13 protein-coding genes are annotated in these 16,571 nt (G+C 70.6%); 5 read left to right on the forward strand and 8 right to left on the reverse strand.

All coding sequences use genetic code 11. From position 1 onward, the window contains the following. Window positions 1-561: an amino-acid N-acetyltransferase gene (locus V2W30_RS22005; RefSeq protein WP_338698973.1), complete on the forward strand. Its 561-nt coding sequence runs from the start codon at window positions 1-3 to the stop codon at window positions 559-561. A 252-nt stretch (window positions 562-813) separates the two neighbouring features. Then, the gene (locus V2W30_RS22010; RefSeq protein WP_338698975.1) at window positions 814-1,149 is read left to right on the forward strand and encodes an Lsr2 family protein; all 336 of its coding nucleotides are present in this window, start codon (window positions 814-816) and stop codon (window positions 1,147-1,149) included. On the opposite strand, the gene V2W30_RS22015 is transcribed toward V2W30_RS22010, so the two are convergent. Beyond that, window positions 1,128-1,754, reverse strand: a complete 627-nt coding sequence (locus tag V2W30_RS22015; RefSeq protein ID WP_338698977.1) for an SCO3374 family protein — start codon at window positions 1,752-1,754, stop codon at window positions 1,128-1,130. The two genes, V2W30_RS22010 and V2W30_RS22015, sit on opposite strands and share 22 nt — an antisense overlap. A gap of 430 nt (window positions 1,755-2,184) precedes the next feature. On the opposite strand from V2W30_RS22015, the gene V2W30_RS22020 reads away from it, so the two are divergent. Beyond that, window positions 2,185-4,716, forward strand: a complete 2,532-nt coding sequence (locus V2W30_RS22020; RefSeq protein ID WP_338698979.1) for an ATP-dependent Clp protease ATP-binding subunit — start codon at window positions 2,185-2,187, stop codon at window positions 4,714-4,716. Window positions 4,717-4,815: 99 nt separating this feature from the next. Here the strand turns inward: V2W30_RS22020 and V2W30_RS22025 are convergent, their stop codons facing one another. Continuing rightward, window positions 4,816-7,821, reverse strand: coding sequence for an NACHT domain-containing protein (locus tag V2W30_RS22025; protein ID WP_338698981.1), 3,006 nt, complete (start codon window positions 7,819-7,821; stop codon window positions 4,816-4,818). A 479-nt stretch (window positions 7,822-8,300) separates the two neighbouring features. Between V2W30_RS22025 and V2W30_RS22030 the strand changes: the two genes are divergently transcribed. After that, on the forward strand, window positions 8,301-8,957 hold the full coding sequence (locus V2W30_RS22030) for a M23 family metallopeptidase (protein ID WP_338698983.1): 657 nt from the start codon (window positions 8,301-8,303) through the stop codon (window positions 8,955-8,957). 21 nt (window positions 8,958-8,978) lie between these two features. On the opposite strand, the gene V2W30_RS22035 is transcribed toward V2W30_RS22030, so the two are convergent. Further along, window positions 8,979-9,560 carry a helix-turn-helix domain-containing protein gene (locus V2W30_RS22035; protein ID WP_338698985.1) on the reverse strand — a complete coding sequence of 194 codons (582 nt, stop codon included), beginning with the start codon at window positions 9,558-9,560 and terminating at the stop codon, window positions 8,979-8,981. A 129-nt stretch (window positions 9,561-9,689) separates the two neighbouring features. Here V2W30_RS22035 and V2W30_RS22040 point away from each other — a divergent pair, with 129 nt between their 5' ends. Further along, window positions 9,690-11,426 carry an MDR family MFS transporter gene (locus V2W30_RS22040; protein WP_338698987.1) on the forward strand — a complete coding sequence of 579 codons (1,737 nt, stop codon included), beginning with the start codon at window positions 9,690-9,692 and terminating at the stop codon, window positions 11,424-11,426. Between the two features lie 570 nt (window positions 11,427-11,996). Here V2W30_RS22040 and cseC read toward each other — a convergent pair. The 5 genes from cseC to V2W30_RS22065 form a co-directional block, all read right to left on the reverse strand. After that, on the reverse strand, window positions 11,997-13,337 hold the full coding sequence (gene cseC, locus V2W30_RS22045) for a two-component system sensor histidine kinase CseC (protein ID WP_338703721.1): 1,341 nt from the start codon (window positions 13,335-13,337) through the stop codon (window positions 11,997-11,999). Between the two features lie 82 nt (window positions 13,338-13,419). Beyond that, a complete protein-coding gene (gene cseB, locus V2W30_RS22050) occupies window positions 13,420-14,160 on the reverse strand; it encodes a two-component system response regulator CseB (RefSeq protein WP_338698989.1) in 741 nt (246 codons plus the stop codon). Window positions 14,161-14,187: 27 nt separating this feature from the next. Further along, window positions 14,188-14,829, reverse strand: a complete 642-nt coding sequence (locus V2W30_RS22055; RefSeq protein ID WP_338698991.1) for a hypothetical protein — start codon at window positions 14,827-14,829, stop codon at window positions 14,188-14,190. 47 nt (window positions 14,830-14,876) lie between these two features. After that, the gene (locus V2W30_RS22060; RefSeq protein ID WP_338698993.1) at window positions 14,877-15,428 is read right to left on the reverse strand and encodes a SigE family RNA polymerase sigma factor; all 552 of its coding nucleotides are present in this window, start codon (window positions 15,426-15,428) and stop codon (window positions 14,877-14,879) included. Window positions 15,429-15,649: 221 nt separating this feature from the next. Then, window positions 15,650-16,549 (reverse strand): A/G-specific adenine glycosylase, encoded by a 900-nt coding sequence (locus V2W30_RS22065; protein ID WP_338698995.1) that lies wholly within the window; start codon window positions 16,547-16,549, stop codon window positions 15,650-15,652. Window positions 16,550-16,571 lie beyond the last annotated feature (22 nt).

Below are 16,571 nucleotides of genomic sequence, written 5' to 3' on the forward strand. Positions count from 1 at the left end.
ATGCCAGCAGAGCTCCCCGAAGTCGGCCCGGTCGTCGAATCCGCCGCTAAAGCACTCACCGTACGCAGGGCACGCACCGCCGATGTACCCGCGGTGCGCAGCCTCCTCGACGCGTACAGCCGACAGGGGATCCTGCTCGACAAAGCCACCGTGACGCTTTACGAGGACATCCAGGAGTTCTGGGTCGCGGAACGCGATGACAACGCCGAGGTCGTCGGCTGCGGCGCACTGCACATCATGTGGGAAGACCTGGCGGAAGTCCGCACACTCGCGGTGAATCCACAGGTCAAGGGTGCCGGTGTGGGACATCAGGTCCTGGAGAAGCTGCTTCAGACCGCGCGCTGGATCGGCGTTCGGCGCGTTTTCTGTCTCACCTTCGAAGTCGAGTTCTTCACCAAGCACGGCTTCGTGGAGATCGGCGAGACACCCGTCGATACGGTTGACACCGATGTCTACAGCGAGCTGCTGCGTTCCTATGACGAGGGCGTCGCCGAGTTCCTCGGTCTCGAACGAGTGAAACCGAACACCTTGGGCAACAGCCGGATGCTTCTGCATCTGTGATCGCCGAGGTCCGGTATTTCGGCAACGCCGCCGGGGCCGGTTCCCTATGTCCGAAACGCGCATGTTTTCGGTCCTGATGGGCATCGTTCAGATCCGGGATCCGTCCCGGATCTCAGCCAGGGGTTTGTGTTTTTCCGGCAAAAGCGGTTTGCTTTCCGAGGTACTGCAGTACTGCATATAACAAGGGGACGACGAAACAGCGACCGTGGTCGCGGGGGGTCGTCCCTTCAGATATCGATGAAAGGAAATCCGGTGGCACAGAAGGTTCAGGTCCTTCTTGTCGATGACCTCGACGGTGGCGAGGCGGACGAGACCGTGACGTTCGCGCTCGACGGCAAGACCTACGAGATCGACCTCACCACCGCCAACGCGGACAAGCTCCGTGGTCTCCTCGACGCGTACGTCAAGGGCGGCCGTCGCACCGGTGGCCGCGCAGCGGGCGGTCGGGGCAAGGCGCGCGCCGCGTCCGGCGGCAACCAGGACACCGCGCTGATCCGCGCCTGGGCGAAGGAGAACGGCCACGAGGTCAACGACCGCGGCCGCGTTCCCCAGGCGATCCGTGAGGCTTACGAGAAGGCCAACGGCTGAGCCGTCGACGCGGTCGATGCGCGGCGCAGCCGGGCCCGGTGGCACTGAGTCGCCGCCGTGTCCACGAGTCGTACGAGATCGGGGGCGCCCCCACCGCCCCCCACGACCGACCAGGTCGAGACGGCCGTCAGGCTCGTCAGAGCCGGCAGTACCGGTTCCACCTCGCGTCCGGGCTCGGGGGGCCGCACCCACACGGCGGCCTCCTGTGAGCCGGCCCATCCCGGGGGTGTCGGCGCCTCGATGAAGGCGTCCTCCCCGAGGGCGACGAGGTCCAGGGGGAGCGCCCCCCACTCCAGCCAGTCGAGCAGCCCCGGCAGCTCCTCCGCGCTGCCCGCGGCCACCAGCAGCTGCATCGTTTCCCCGCGCACGGCCACCGGCGAGCGCGGGTCGAGCCTGCGCAGCATCGCGAAGCCCGCGTCGGCGGGGAGCTCCAGCACGTCGAAGCGCAGCCCCGTGTGCAGCCGCACGCCGTCGGGCCCCGACGTGGCAGACCAGCCGAGCTCGTCCTCGTACCAGCGCTGAATTCTGGAACCGGGCGCGGGCAGCGGGCGGCGGGGGGTGGGGACGGTGGTGCCGGAGCCGGCGGCAGCGGAGGGGGCGACCATGCCAGGAGCAACCGCTCGGAACCCTTCGTGGTTACGCGCTGTCGTCGCGCCATCGCGTAGCGTGTCCAGAATGGGGGCGTACGGGCGTGTTCGGCGGCGTAAAGGTGTTCGCCCATAGCGGAGGGAACCGGCGCGCGCCGCATGGAGTGTCAGTCCGTGCGGGTAAGACATCCCTAGTGGGAGGGGCGACACGCTCCGGCCGGGCAGTCCGCGTTCGCCATCGGCGTAGTGGCGGTGTGGGTATCTGCCTGGCCTGCGGGAACATCGTCTCGCACCATCGGGTTGGAGCAGATGTCGGCGTTCGGGGCAGGAGGCCATCGACGGGTGTCGGCAGTTGGAATGAGCGGTCCCCGCTTGCGGGACTAAGCTGCGGAAGGACAGGGAGGGGACAGCCCCCTTACTGCCTGACCGCTCTGAGGAGCGATTAACGATGTTCGAGAGGTTCACCGACCGCGCGCGGCGGGTTGTCGTCCTGGCTCAGGAAGAAGCCCGGATGCTCAACCACAACTACATCGGCACCGAGCACATCCTCCTGGGCTTGATCCACGAGGGCGAGGGTGTCGCCGCTAAGGCCCTGGAGAGCCTCGGGATTTCGCTCGAGGCGGTCCGCCAGCAGGTGGAGGAGATCATCGGCCAGGGGCAGCAGGCCCCGTCCGGTCACATCCCCTTCACCCCCCGTGCCAAGAAGGTCCTGGAGCTGTCGCTCCGCGAGGCCCTTCAGCTGGGTCACAACTACATCGGCACGGAGCACATCCTGCTCGGCCTGATCCGTGAGGGCGAGGGCGTCGCCGCCCAGGTCCTGGTCAAGCTGGGCGCAGACCTCAACCGCGTGCGGCAGCAGGTCATCCAGCTGCTCTCCGGTTACCAGGGCAAGGAGACCGCCACCGCCGGCGGTCCTGCGGAGGGCACGCCCTCCACGTCCCTGGTGCTCGACCAGTTCGGCCGCAACCTGACGCAGGCCGCTCGTGAGTCCAAGCTCGACCCGGTCATCGGGCGCGAGAAGGAGATCGAGCGCGTGATGCAGGTCCTGTCGCGCCGTACCAAGAACAACCCGGTCCTGATCGGTGAGCCCGGCGTCGGCAAGACCGCCGTCGTCGAGGGCCTCGCCCAGGCCATCGTCAAGGGCGAGGTGCCCGAGACCCTCAAGGACAAGCACCTCTACACCCTCGACCTGGGTGCGCTGGTCGCCGGTTCCCGCTACCGCGGTGACTTCGAGGAGCGCCTCAAGAAGGTCCTCAAGGAGATCCGCACCCGCGGCGACATCATCCTGTTCATCGACGAGCTGCACACGCTCGTGGGTGCGGGTGCCGCCGAGGGCGCCATCGACGCGGCTTCCATCCTGAAGCCGATGCTGGCCCGCGGTGAGCTCCAGACCATCGGTGCCACGACGCTCGACGAGTACCGCAAGCACCTGGAGAAGGACGCCGCGCTCGAGCGCCGCTTCCAGCCGATCCAGGTCGCGGAGCCGTCGCTGCCGCACACCATCGAGATCCTCAAGGGCCTGCGGGACCGCTACGAGGCCCACCACCGTGTCTCGATCACGGACGAGGCCCTCGTGCAGGCGGCCACCCTGGCCGACCGGTACATCTCGGACCGCTTCCTGCCGGACAAGGCGATCGACCTGATCGACGAGGCCGGTTCCCGGATGCGCATCCGCCGGATGACCGCGCCGCCGGACCTCCGCGAGTTCGACGAGAAGATCGCGGGCGTGCGCCGTGACAAGGAGTCGGCCATCGACTCCCAGGACTTCGAGAAGGCAGCTTCGCTCCGCGACAAGGAGAAGCAGCTGCTGGCGGCGAAGGCCAAGCGCGAGAAGGAGTGGAAGGCCGGCGACATGGACGTCGTCGCCGAGGTCGACGGCGAGCTGATCGCCGAGGTCCTCGCGACCGCGACCGGCATTCCCGTCTTCAAGCTCACCGAGGAGGAGTCCTCGCGTCTGCTGCGCATGGAGGACGAGCTCCACAAGCGGGTCATCGGCCAGAAGGACGCCGTCAAGGCGCTCTCGAAGGCGATCCGTCGGACGCGTGCGGGTCTGAAGGACCCGAAGCGTCCGGGTGGTTCGTTCATCTTCGCGGGCCCGTCCGGTGTCGGTAAGACGGAGCTCAGCAAGGCTCTCGCCGAGTTCCTCTTCGGTGACGAGGACGCGCTGATCTCCCTCGACATGTCGGAGTTCAGCGAGAAGCACACGGTCTCGCGTCTCTTCGGTTCGCCCCCCGGTTACGTGGGCTACGAAGAGGGCGGTCAGCTGACCGAGAAGGTGCGCCGCAAGCCGTTCTCCGTCGTCCTCTTCGACGAGGTGGAGAAGGCCCACCCGGACATCTTCAACAGCCTTCTCCAGATCCTGGAGGACGGTCGACTGACCGACTCCCAGGGTCGTGTCGTGGACTTCAAGAACACGGTCATCATCATGACGACCAACCTGGGAACCCGTGACATCTCGAAGGGCTTCAACCTGGGCTTCGCGGCCACGGGTGACACGAAGACCAACTACGAGCGCATGAAGAACAAGGTGTCGGACGAGCTCAAGCAGCACTTCCGTCCCGAGTTCCTCAACCGTGTCGACGACGTCGTCGTCTTCCCGCAGCTCACGCAGGACGACATCCTCCAGATCGTCGACCTGATGGTCGGCAAGGTGGACGAGCGCCTGAAGGACCGGGACATGGGCCTCGAGCTCTCCCAGTCCGCCAAGGAGCTCCTCTCCAAGAAGGGTTACGACCCGGTTCTGGGCGCGCGGCCGCTGCGTCGCACGATCCAGCGCGAGGTCGAGGACACCCTCTCGGAGAAGATCCTCTTCGGCGAGCTGCGTCCGGGCCACATCGTGGTCGTGGACACGGAGGGCGAGGGCGAGAACAAGACCTTCACCTTCCGCGGCGAGGAGAAGTCGGCACTGCCCGACGTCCCCCCGATCGAGGACGCGGCCGCGGGCGGTTCCGCCGGGCCGAATCTGAGCAAGGAGGCGTAACCCCTCGGGGGTGAGCCTGTGTACGGGTGGGCCCGGACCGTTCTTCACGAACGGTCCGGGCCCACCCGTTTGTCCTGCGGTGCCTGCCGCCCGCGTCGGTCAGCGGCGGTGGACCGTGACCTCCGCGTTCGGGAAGAGGGGGGCGTACGCGGCATGGTCCTGGGGGGCCTGACGGCCGGGGTGGATGTCGACGGTGCGGACGTTCGGGAAGAGGGCGGCGCGGGCGGTGATCGTGTCCGGGCCGCCGGGGAGGTAGAGGCCGAGGTCCGTGATGCGGGGGAGGGCGGGGAGCGGGCCGCCGGGGAGGATGTCGGCGGCCAGGTAGAGGCGGGTGAGGGCGGGGTGAGCGGCGATTTCGTGCCAGTCCTCCGCCTCCAGGAGTCCGAGACCCGCGCTCAGGCTGAGGTAGGTCAGGCCGGTGAGGGCGCCGATGCCGATCAGGCCGGTCTCGGTGATCGCGCCCTGGGTCAGGTAGAGGCGCTGGAGCCGGTCCGACCGCGGCAGATGGTCGGTGAGCGTGCCGCCGGGCAGGGCGTGACCGATCGTCAGGGAGGCCAGTCCGGTCAGCGCCGGCAGGCCCCGGGTGAGCGGCTGCTGAGGTACGCCGAGGTGGGTCAGGGCGAGGTCGGCGAGCGGCGTCAGGTCCGTGACGTGGTGGCAGCGGGTGAGGGACAGGGTGCGCAGGGCGGGCAGGTCGCGGACCGGGCGCAGGTCCCGTACGTCCGGGTTGTCGGCCAGGGCGAGAGAGGTGAGCCGGGCCGGATCGGTGCCGGCGAAGATCTCGTCCCAGCTGTACGGGCCGGTCAGGTCGAGCCGCGGCCAGGGCGGCAGGGCGCGCGTCACGTCCCACTGCTCCCGGTTGCGTACGGTCAGGTCGAGCCGGTCGCGGTCCAGGTGGGCGAGGACCTCGTCGGCGTACTCCCGCGGGTCGAACCGGTGCCAGGTGCCGACCAGTTGTCTGCGGACGGTGAGGGACGGGTGGCCGCGGAACTTCTTCAGTACGGGGAGCGCCGCCTCGCCGCCGAGGCGTGAGGCCGTCACCGTCACCGCGTGGGCCTCCTCCTCCGACAGGCCCTCGGGGCCCGGCAGGAGTTCGAGGACCAGGGGGCCCGCCTGGGCCAGTTGTTCCGCCTCGGTGACCGTGCGGGGCGGGATCAGGGCCGCGGCTCGGGCCCGTACCTCCTCGACGACCTCCTGGTCGACCGACGTGGCGTCCTGGAGGCAGGCGAGGGCGAGGAGCGTCAGCCGGACGGACGGCGACGACAGGAGGCCGCGCAGCAGGCGGCCGCGTTCCCGGGTGCGGGCGTGGGCGACGGCCATCCGCAGGACGTCCTCCCACTGGGTGTCGGCGGCGTGGCCGAGCAGCACGTCGAGGTGGCCCTCCTCGACGGCGTACCGGGCGGCGAGATGGTCGAGGAACGTGCGGTGCGCGAAGTCGACGGTGCCGGGCGCGGGGCTGCGCAGCACGCCGCTGCGCAGCAGCAGGTGGCGCAGGATCGCGGGGGCGTCGCCCTGGGCGGCGGCGCCGGGCACGGACGGCAGGGCGCGTTCGAGGAGGGCGAGGGCGGTCTCCTCGTCCATCTCGGTGCGGCCCGCGAGGACCAGGGAGTAGGCGAGGCGCTGGAGCAGTTCGATCTGGTCCTCGGTCTCCAGGTCGATGCCGTCGAGCCCGCTCATGCCCCGCTGCCGGTCCCGCTCGGTGAGGATCAGCTGGAGCGCGGCGTCGTACAGGGCCTTGCGGCGCGGCGGGAGGTAGCCGCGGCGGGCCCGGTGCAGCGCGCAGATCAGACCGCACATCAGGGGGTTGGTGGCGAGCCGGGCCAGGTCGGGCTTGGTGCGCAGCGCGTCGAGGAGCGGCTCCTCGTGCTCGGGGGCGTCGGCGGCGGTGTGCCAGCGCCGGACGAAGGACGTGACGCGGGCGCGGTCCATCGGGGCGAGCGTGAGGTCGGCGAAGCCGTCGGCGGCCAGCCAGTCGGGGCGTACGGCGGTGGGGCGCGCGGTGAGCAGCCAGCGGTTGCCGGGGTAGCCGCGGACCAGGGCGAGCAGCCAGTCGCGGACCCGGGCGCGGTCGGCGGCCGGCACCTCGTCGAGGCCGTCGATCAGGACGAGGGCGCGGCCGTCGGTCAGGACGCGCTCGGCCCAGCCGTCGGGCGGGGTGTGCGGGCAGTCCGTCGCGGCCAGGAAGTCGCCGGGGGCGGGCAGCCGGGCCGCGCGGATCAGGGTGCGCAGGGGAAGCACGTAGGGGAGCCGGTCCGGTGCCGTGAGTGCCAGCCACTGGACCAGGGTGCTCTTGCCGGAGCCGGCCGCGCCGCGCAGCAGCACGCGCGGATGCCGTACGAGGATGTCCTCCGCGGCGAGCCGGACGGTGCTGGGGGTGCCGTCGCCGCCGGGGTCCGGTGTCTCGTCGTGGGTGGTCTCCAGGCCGAGGTAGGCGACGTCGAGGGGCCAGGTCTCGGCGGTGTCGCGGACGTCGAGGCCGAAGATCGTGAGGCGGTTGTGGCGGTGGGCCAGATAGCGCCGGTAGCGCTCCTCGAACGTGCGGTCCTGGGCCGGGCGGTCGTCGCGGGCGAGCAGGGCGTCGAGTTTGGCGAGCGTCTCGGCCTGGCCGCGGCTCTGCTCGACGAGCGTGCGCGCGACGAAGGTCGACCGCTGCGTGAAGAAGTGCAGCAGGTGCAGGCAGGCCCACTCGGTGAGCGAGTCGAGGAAGTACGAGGCGTCGGCGGACAGGCCCGGGTCGGGGGCCGCGCGGCGCAGGGCGCGGGCCAGTTCGCGGTGGCCGAGCCGGACGGCCTGCACGTCGTCCATGGCGAGGTCGCCGAGCGCGCCGAGCGTGCGGGCCAGGGCGTGGGCGACCGCCTCCGTCTCGTCGTACGGGAACGGGGGTTCGCCGGGGCCGTCCACGGCGGCGCCGACCAGCTTGCGGGCCAGCCGAGCCAGGTCGGTGTCGGTGAGCGTGCGTTTCTCGCCGCGGAAGGAGACGAGCCCCGAGAGCCGGACGGGGCGGTCCGTGAGGCCGGCGCCGGGTCCTTCCTGGACGAGCAGTTTCCGGAGCGCGGGGGCGATCACGCTCGATGCGAGCCGGGTGCCGAGGACAGCGGGATCCATGGCCCGGGAGCGTAGTCCCGGTCACACCTCCCGCGGGTTGGATCTTGCCCTCCGGTGACATGCCGCACAGGCGATTTGTCCGGTACTAGGGGAAATAGTGGACAGGTCGGTACGAGGGGGGCTGTTACACGGTCGACGGGTTCTGGTGATTTGTCCGATTCGGTGGAGCGGGGGTGGCCGAGGGCGCGTGCGGCCTGGGGGCGCGTTCGTGAAGTGGGCTTAAACGCGAGATCAGGGGATAAATCCGGCGGACCGACGAGCGGGGTGCGGAGGTGTCAAGCGCCTTCCGTTCCGCCCCCGCGGTACGAGGCGGCGTAGTAGATCGGGCTTTTGGGGCGGGGCGGGGCGGGGGTTACCAAGGGATGGCCGACCCGGCAGCACGAGGACGTGTGCCGGGTCCCTTCATGCCCGTCAGGTCCGCTCGACCCCCGGCGGGTGTCAGGGCCCGAATGTCCCCGAAGCTCGAAGAGGTCTCCTGTATGTCGAAGCGCACCACGCCCCAGAACCCCGGCACGTCGAAGCTCCGCAAGCGCGCCGCCGTCATGGCCGCGGGATTCGGAGTCTCCGCCGTCCTGGGCACCGGGGCCGCGTTCGCCGCCGACACCGCCCAGACCGTCGCCCTCCCGGGTGCCGCCGCCGCGTCCCTCGACGCCCAGGCCGCCGCCCAGGCCAAGGCCGCCTCCTCCGCCAAGGAAGCCGCCGCGAAGAAGTCCTCCTCGTGGGTCGACCCGGTCACGCACTACTCGCTGTCCGCCGGCTACGCGCAGGGCGGCAGCATGTGGTCCACCGGCAAGCACTCCGGCCAGGACTTCGCGGTCCCCGTCGGCACCAACGTCATGGCCGTGCACGGCGGCACCGTCGTGAAGACCGGCCCCAACGGTGCCGGTGACGGACCCGCGTACGGCAACGCCGTCGTGATCAAGCACAGCGACGGCACGTACTCGCAGTACGCGCACCTGTCGCGGATCGACGTCAAGGTCGGCCAGACCGTGAGCACGGGTCAGCACATCGCGCTGTCCGGCAACACCGGCAACTCCAGCGGCCCGCACCTGCACTTCGAGATCCGTACGACCGCGAACTACGGGTCGGCCGTCAACCCCGTCGCCTTCCTGAAGTCGCAGGGCGTCACCGTCTGACCTGACCGGTGAGCACCGCGCTCAGTGCTTGTGGGCCTGGGTGACCAGGTCCGTGGCGACCTCGAGGATGGCCAACCGCTTCTCCTCGGGGTCGCCTTCGACGTCCTTGAGGACGAACATCCCGGCGTGCATGGAGAACAGCGCGCTGAAGCAGCGGACCCGGTCGGTGAGTTCGACGTCCTCGGGGACCAGCGTGCCGAGCAGGTCCTTCATGCGGTCCTTGAAGTTCTCGCCGATGCTCAGCTCGCGCATCTGCGCCTGGTTCTCCTGCATGAACCGGAACAGCGGCGCCGCGTCCGCCAGCGCCAGGCTGTAACGGGTGAGGATCTCCCGCTTGGTCTCCAGGGTCGGCGGCTGCTCCTTCGCCCAGGCGATCAGCGCGTCGATCGGCGTCATCAGGTCGTCGAAGAGGCTGACGACGATGTCTTCCTTGGTCTTGAAGTGGTAGTAGAGCGCGGCCTTCGTCACGTCGAGGCGCTCGGCGATCTCCCGCAGCGAGGTCTTCTCGTACCCCTGCTCGGCGATGAGTTCCAGGGCGACGTCCTGAATGCGCTGGCGAGTGTTCCCGCGGCGCTGGTGCGGCTTGCTGGTGCCCGTGATCATCTGCCCGCCTCTTGGGAGAAAACTTACTTGACGCCCGGCTAGTTAGAGCTCTACCTTCCCCTATTGTAAGCAACTAGCCGGGCGGCAAGTAAGTCCCGGATCTCGACCGGCTCTGGGGGAGTGGGGACCATGGCGCAGACAGCGACACCCGTGGAAGAACAACAGGCGAAACAGCCTCGCAGCGTGCGCGTCGTGCTGCTGGCGCTGATGATCGCCATGCTGCTCGCGATGCTCGACAACATGATCGTGGGCACCGCGATGCCGACCATCGTCGGCGACCTGGGCGGCATCGAGCACCTGTCGTGGGTGGTCACCGCCTATACGCTCGCGACCGCCGCCTCCACCCCGATCTGGGGCAAGGTCGGCGACATGTACGGGCGCAAGGGCGCCTTCCTCAGCTCCATCGTGATCTTCCTGATCGGCTCCGCGCTCAGCGGCATGGCCCAGGACATGGGGCAGCTGATCGGCTTCCGGGCCGTCCAGGGCCTCGGCGCCGGCGGTCTGATGGTCGGCGTCATGGCGATCATCGGCGACCTGATCCCGCCCCGTGAACGCGGCAAGTACCAGGGCATGATGGCCGGCGTCATGGCGCTCGCGATGATCGGCGGACCGCTCGTCGGCGGCACCATCACCGACCACCTCGGCTGGCGCTGGGCCTTCTACATCAACCTGCCCATCGGCGTGGTCGCCCTGATCGCGATCACCGCCGTGCTGCACCTGCCGAAGAAGCGCGCGACCGGCAAGATCGACTACCTCGGCGCCGGTCTCCTGACCGTCGGCATCACCTCGATCGTCCTCGTCACCACCTGGGGCGGCTCCGAGTACGCCTGGGGCTCCGCCGTGATCATGGAGCTCATCGGCATCGGCGTCGCCGCGCTCGTCGGGTTCGTGTTCTCGCAGACCCGCGCCGCCGAGCCGATCATGCCGCTGCACATCTTCCGCAGCCTCAACTTCACACTGATGTCGCTCATCGGCTTCATCACCGGCTTCGTGATGTTCGGCGCGGTGCTCTTCCTGCCGCTGTACCAGCAGTCGGTGCAGGGCGCCTCGGCCACCAACTCCGGTCTGCTGCTGCTCCCGATGCTGCTCGCGATGATGGTCGTCTCGCTGATCGCCGGGCGGGTCACCACCAACACCGGCAAGTACAAGGTCTTCCCCATCGTCGGCAGCGTGCTGATGGTGAGCGGCCTGTTCCTGCTCGCGCAGATGGACACCGGCACCTCGCGGTTCACGTCCGGCGTCTACATGGCGGTGCTCGGTGCCGGTATGGGCTGCCTGATGCAGATCACGATGCTGGTCGCGCAGAACAGCGTCGAGATGAAGGACATGGGCGTCGCCTCGTCGTCCACGACCCTGTTCCGCACGCTCGGTTCGTCGTTCGGTGTCGCCATCATGGGCGCGCTGTTCAACAACAAGGTCCAGGAAGTCATGGCGCAGAAGGCCGGCGCCCTGGGCGGCAAGGCCACCGAGCAGTCGGCGACGCTGACGGCGGACGCCATGGCGAGCCTGCCGGCGCCGGTCAAGGAGGCGTACCAGGTCGCGGTCTCCTCCGGTACGCACTCGGCGTTCATCCTCGGGTCGATCGTGGCCATCGGCGCGCTGATCGCGGCGGTCTTCGTGAAGGAGGTCGCGCTGCGGGGAGCGGCGCCCGCGCCCAAGGGGGCGGCTTCTGAGGAGGCGGCCTCTACGGGGGCGGCTCCGAAGGGCGCCAAGGGTGCCCAGGAGGACGTTCAGAAGGATGCTCCGAGGGACGCGGTCTCGAAGACCTCGGTCTCGAAGGACGCTCCGAAGGATGCCGAGCCGGCCGAGGGTGGTGCGGCTGGGGACGTCGCGCGGAGCGGTGAGACGGTGACGGAGTCCGTCTGATTCCGACAGGACCGGTCCGACTCTGTCGGCACCGGCCCGAGTCGGTCTGAGTGGACCTGAATCCCTCTGAGCGGGCCGCTCCCTCGCCCCCCTCGGTTCGAACGGCCCCCGGTGCTTCGGCACCGGGGGCCGTTGCCGTTGCTGTGCGGCGGGGGGCGGAACTCCGGGTGAGGCAGGGTGCGGAGCGGCCGTACGGGACCGGGGGTACGGGTGTCGGCGCGCGGGTCCGGGCGTGGTGGGTGCTGGGTGGCGGGTGCCGGGTGCCGGGTGGCGGGTGCCGGGTGCCGGGTGCCGGGTGCCGGATGGCGGATGGCGGATGGCGCGGCCGGTCGGTTCGGTGGTGGCGTCAGTGTCGTCCTCGACTGTGGTGCCCGGGGTCGGCAGGCCCCCGTACGCCCGCTCCCGTACCTGGTTCCACCCGGCTTCCCGGAACGGGTGCGGGCGCCGGTGCCGGCAGGCGGCGGGGGCGATCAGTCGGTGCCGGTGCCGGTGCCGGTGTCGGTGACGGCAGTGGTGGCGGTGACGGCAGCGGTGGCGGGAGCGCGTCCCCGTCGACCGGCTCCCGCGTCGTCACTTACGGGCTTGAGGCAGCCGCAGCATCGGGAAGCTTCCCGTGTTCGTCGGTGCGTGCTCGGGCAGCCACAGCACCGCCACCGCGCCTTCCGCGGGGGTGGCGGGGTCGCTGCCCGGTGGTCTCACGTTGCGGAACGTGAGCCGGGCGCCGAGGACCCGGGCCTGGCCCGCCGCGATCGTCAGGCCCAGGCCGTGACCGTGGCCCGCGCGGTCCGCGGCGCCGGTGCGGAAGCGGCTCGGGCCTTCCTCCAGGAGGTCCTCGGGGAAACCGGGGCCGTGGTCGCGGATGCGTATGACCCGGCCCTCGACGCTGACCTCGATCGGCGGCCGGGCGTGCTTGGTGGCGTTGGCCAGGAGGTTGAAGAGGATGCGCTCCAGGCGGCGCGGGTCGGTGGTCACCGCGGACTCGTGGATGACGTCGACCCGGACGCCGTCCGAGGCGCGGGCCGCGATCCGCCGGCCGACGAACTCGCCGAGCATGATGTCCTGCAACTCGGCCCGCTCGGCCGCACTGTCCAGCCGGGCCACCTCGAGCACGTCCTCGACGAGGGTGCGCATCGCCTGCGCGCGGTCCTTGACCAGCTCGCTCGGGCGCCCCGGCGGGAGCAGTTCGGCCGCGGTGAGCAGGCCCGTGACCGGGGTGCGCAGCTCGTGCGCGATGTCGGCGGTCACCCGCCGCTCGGCCTCCAGACGCTGCTTGAGGGCGTCGGCCATGGCGTCCACGGCCTGCGCCAGATCGTCGGTCTCGTCGCGGACGACACCGCCGATCGCCTCCCGCACCCGTACGTCGGTCCGCCCCTGCGCGACCTCGCGGGCCGCGCTCGCCGCCTTGCGCAGCCGCCGGGAGAGCTGGCCGCCGATGAGCACGCCGAGCGCGCTGCCGCCGAGGACGACCGCGATCGAGCCGATCAGGAGCGCCTGGTCGAGGTCCTTCATGACGGTGGCGCTGCGGTCGGTGAAACGGGTGTGCACCGACAACAGGTCGCCGTTGCTGAGCGGCACCGCCGCCCAGATGTCCGGCACTCCGTTCGACGGCTCCGAGACGAAGGTGGCGCGGCGCCCGCTGAGCGCCTTGAGCCGCAGGTCGCGCGGCATCGTCGGGTCGTTGACCCGGAACCCGACGGGCAGGTTCCCGCCGCGGGCCTCGTACTGGCGCTGCACGAACTGGATGCGCTCGTCCTGTACGTCCCGTGCGTTGTCCAGCATCGAGACGCGCGCCGCGTTGTGCACGACGAGGCTGAGGGCCAGGGCGACCAGCGCGCCGACCAGCGCGATGGCGACACTGATCTTCCAGCGCACGCCGGTGCGCAGGGACCGCCGCAGCCGTCGGGGCAGCATGCGCCGCACCGCCCCGGCCCGCGGGCCCGCGGTCCCCCCGGTGCCTGCCGTCCCCCTCATATCCGCTTCCTCATCAGCCTGGTCAGGCCTTCAGTTTGTAGCCGAAGCCACGGACGGTCTCGATGCGGTCCTGGCCGATCTTCGTGCGCAGCCGCTGGACGTGGACGTCGACGACGCGGGTGTCGCCGCCCCAGCCGTAGTCCCACACGCGCTCCAGGAGCTTGTCGCGGGACAGGACCGTGCCGGGCGCGGAGGAGAACTCCAGGAGCAGCCGCATCTCGGTGGGCGTGAGCGCCACCGGGGTGCCGTCCTTGCGCACCTCCATGCCCTCGGTGTCGATCTCCAGGTCGCCGAAGTGCAGCACCGCGCCGCCGGTCCCCGCGGGCTCGTCGGCCGCGCCGGAGCCCGCCGCCGACGGTCCGCCCGCGTGCCCGAAGCGGCGCAGCACGGCGCGGATACGGGCCACCAGGACCGCCCCGTCGAACGGCTTCGTCACGTAGTCGTCGGCCCCGGCCTCCAGGCCCAGGACGACGTCGATGGAGTCCGCGCGCGCGGACAGCATGATCACCGGCACCGTCGACTCGTCGCGGATGCGGCGGCACAGCGACACCCCGTCGAGGCCCGGCACCATCACGTCGAGCAGGGCGATGTCCGGCCGGTCCGCCCGGAACGCCTCCAGGCCCGCGACCCCGTCGGGCATGGCCGTCACCACGAAGCCGTCGCGCTCCAGGGCGAGCTGGGTGGCCTCGCGGATGACGTCGTCGTCCTCGACGAACAGGACGTGGGTCTGTTCACCCTTGCGCTCGCCGCCCGTGGCGCCCATATGGTCTCCCATCCGATCCCAGCGCTCTCAGCCGTCGTCCGAGGGGGCCGGGGAGGCCCCGTCCACCGCGTGGCTGTAGTCGTTGTGCGTCCGGCTCTGCTGGGCGAAGTGGTCCCCGCTCCACCGGTACGTGAGGATCTCCTCGCCCGACGGAGAGGCGACCGAGTCGCCCTTCTCGTACACCTGCTTGGTGACCACCAGATCACCCCGGTCTATCTCCGCGTAGACCGGGGGTTCCTCGGCCTGGAAGACATTCTGGTACTTTCCGCCCGCGTCGCGATATACGTACGTGCCGATGCCGACGGCGTCACCGCAGGTCATCACGTTGACCACGACGTCGGTCGCGGTGCCGCCGGTCAGGTTGCCGTAGCTCACGTCGACCGGGTACTCGTTCGCCACACAGGGCTGGAGGTCGCGCTTGATCTCGGTGCTGACCTTCGGGTCGGCCTTCACCAGACGCACCGCGTTCACCGCCGTCGGTGACGGGGAGGGCGACGCGGTGGGGGCGGGGCTCGCGGTGGCCGCCGGCGCGGTCGAACCGACCGGGTCGGTCCGGGCGGGGCCCTCGTCACGGGCCCCGGTGCCGCCCGCCGAGCAGGCGGCGAGGGCGCCGATGAAAAGGCCGAGGGCGGCGAGCCCGGCGATCACCGAACTCCCCGCCTTCACCACACCCAGGGCCCTTCGGACCCCGGAGCGAATCCCAGAGGCACGTAGGCCTAGGCCGCGCAACGCTCCCGCTCCTCACGTTCGAGCGCGCGGGACACCAGCTCCTCGCGGTCGCGGCTCTCCAGCTCCTCGCGGAGCCGGGCGAGCGCCCGGTGCAGCGTGCTCTTCACGGTTCCGGCCGACATTCCGAGTGCGGCGGCCGTCTCCTCTGTGGACATCTGCTCCCAGTGTCGCAGCACCACGACGCTGCGCTGCTTCGGTGCCAGGACCTTCATGACGTCCATCAGAAGCGCACGGTCCGCGTGCTGCTCGGTCGAGTCGTCCACGAGGGACTCGGGGAGCTGCTCGGTCGGGACCTCTTCCAGCTTCCGGGCGCGCCACCACTCCGTCCGCGTGTTGATCATGACGCGGCGCAGGTAGGCGTCGGCGAGGCGCTTGTCCGCTATGCCGTCCCACCGCCCGTACGTCCGCACGAGCGCGGTCTGGAGCAGGTCCTGCGCGTCGACCGGGTCCGGCACCAGGCGCCGGGCGCTGCGCAGCAGAGCGTCCTGCCGCGTCCTGACGTACTCCTCGAACTCGAGCACCTCACCGCCGTGCGCCATGATCAACCGCCTTCCGGTCCCTGCCAGTTCCCCGTTTCCCGCACTGGTCCTGTGCGGTACGAGGAAGAAGCTACGGAGGTCGTGTCACGGCGTTGTCCGTTCCAGCCTTCGACGAACGCACGGCTGTCCGTCGGTTGTGTAACGGATCCGGAAGGCGGGTACGGCGAGCCGGTCCGCGGGCGCTCGGCTCAACTCGCCGGCGGCCGGTCCGGACCGGCCGCTCAGCTCGCGGGCAGCCGGTACAGACCGCCCGGGAGCGGCTCCACCAGACCGTCGTCGACCAGCCCGTCCAGGGCCCTCGCCCGCTGTACGGGCTCGTCCCAGACCCGGTCGAGCACCGCCTGCGGAACCGGGGCGACCGCTTCGCGCAGTACGGCGAGGAGCTTGCCGCGCACCTGACGGTCCGTCCCCGCGTACGTCTGCCCGCGCCGCGCCGGCCCCTCGTGCGGCGGCTTCCCCGCGAGCCGCCACGCGCACATCGCCGCGATCGGGCAGCGGTGGCAGTTCTCGTTCTTCGCGGTGCACACGAGGGCACCCAACTCCATGGAGGCGGCGGCCCACTTGGCGGCGGTCTCGTCCTCCTCGGGCAGCAGCGCCCGGGCCATCTTGCGCTCGGCGGCGGTCGTCGCGTTCGGCGGGTACTGCACGCCTCCCACGGCGCGCGCGAAGACGCGGCGCACGTTCGTGTCGAGCACCGCGTGCCGCTGCCCGTACGCGAACGAGGCGACCGCGGCGGCCGTGTACTCGCCGATGCCCGGCAGCGCGAGCAGCTGGGCGTGACCGGTGGGCACGTCGCCGCCGTGCCGCTCCGTTATGGCGACGGCCGCGCCGTGCAGCCGCAGCGCACGCCGCGGATACCCGAGCCGCCCCCAGGCGCGCACGGCCTCACCGGGCGCCTCCTTGGCGAGATCGGCGGGGCGCGGCCAGCGAGCGAGCCACTGCTCGTACACCGGCAGCACCCGGCTCACCGGCGTCTGTTGCAGCATGAACTCGCTGACCATCACGCCCCACGGGCCCGCCTCGGGGCGGCGCCAGGGCAGGTCGCGGGCGTGCTCGGCGAACCAGTCGATGACGGGTTCGTGAAGATCGGGATGCGTGGGGGTCTTCGTGGGCGCAGTCATGGCACTCCCGATCCTGCCACGG

Origin of the sequence: Streptomyces sp. Q6 (genome assembly GCF_036967205.1) — a bacterium.
GTDB classification, from domain to species: domain Bacteria; phylum Actinomycetota; class Actinomycetes; order Streptomycetales; family Streptomycetaceae; genus Streptomyces; species Streptomyces citrinus.

Bases quoted from the DNA above. Each gene is read 5' to 3' on its own strand.
- V2W30_RS22020 (WP_338698979.1), top strand. From the start codon at position 2,185: ATGTTCGAGAGGTTCACCGACCGCGCGCGGCGGGTTGTCGTCCTGGCT.
- V2W30_RS22060 (WP_338698993.1), bottom strand. From the start codon at position 15,428: ATGGCGCACGGCGGTGAGGTGCTCGAGTTCGAGGAGTACGTCAGGACG.
- V2W30_RS22040 (WP_338698987.1), top strand. From the start codon at position 9,690: ATGGCGCAGACAGCGACACCCGTGGAAGAACAACAGGCGAAACAGCCT.
- V2W30_RS22065 (WP_338698995.1), bottom strand. From the start codon at position 16,549: ATGACTGCGCCCACGAAGACCCCCACGCATCCCGATCTTCACGAACCC.
- cseC (WP_338703721.1), bottom strand. From the start codon at position 13,337: ATGCTGCCCCGACGGCTGCGGCGGTCCCTGCGCACCGGCGTGCGCTGG.
- V2W30_RS22030 (WP_338698983.1), top strand. From the start codon at position 8,301: ATGTCGAAGCGCACCACGCCCCAGAACCCCGGCACGTCGAAGCTCCGC.
- V2W30_RS22015 (WP_338698977.1), bottom strand. From the start codon at position 1,754: ATGGTCGCCCCCTCCGCTGCCGCCGGCTCCGGCACCACCGTCCCCACC.
- V2W30_RS22035 (WP_338698985.1), bottom strand. From the start codon at position 9,560: ATGATCACGGGCACCAGCAAGCCGCACCAGCGCCGCGGGAACACTCGC.
- cseB (WP_338698989.1), bottom strand. From the start codon at position 14,160: ATGGGCGCCACGGGCGGCGAGCGCAAGGGTGAACAGACCCACGTCCTG.
- V2W30_RS22025 (WP_338698981.1), bottom strand. From the start codon at position 7,821: ATGGATCCCGCTGTCCTCGGCACCCGGCTCGCATCGAGCGTGATCGCC.
- V2W30_RS22005 (WP_338698973.1), top strand. From the start codon at position 1: ATGCCAGCAGAGCTCCCCGAAGTCGGCCCGGTCGTCGAATCCGCCGCT.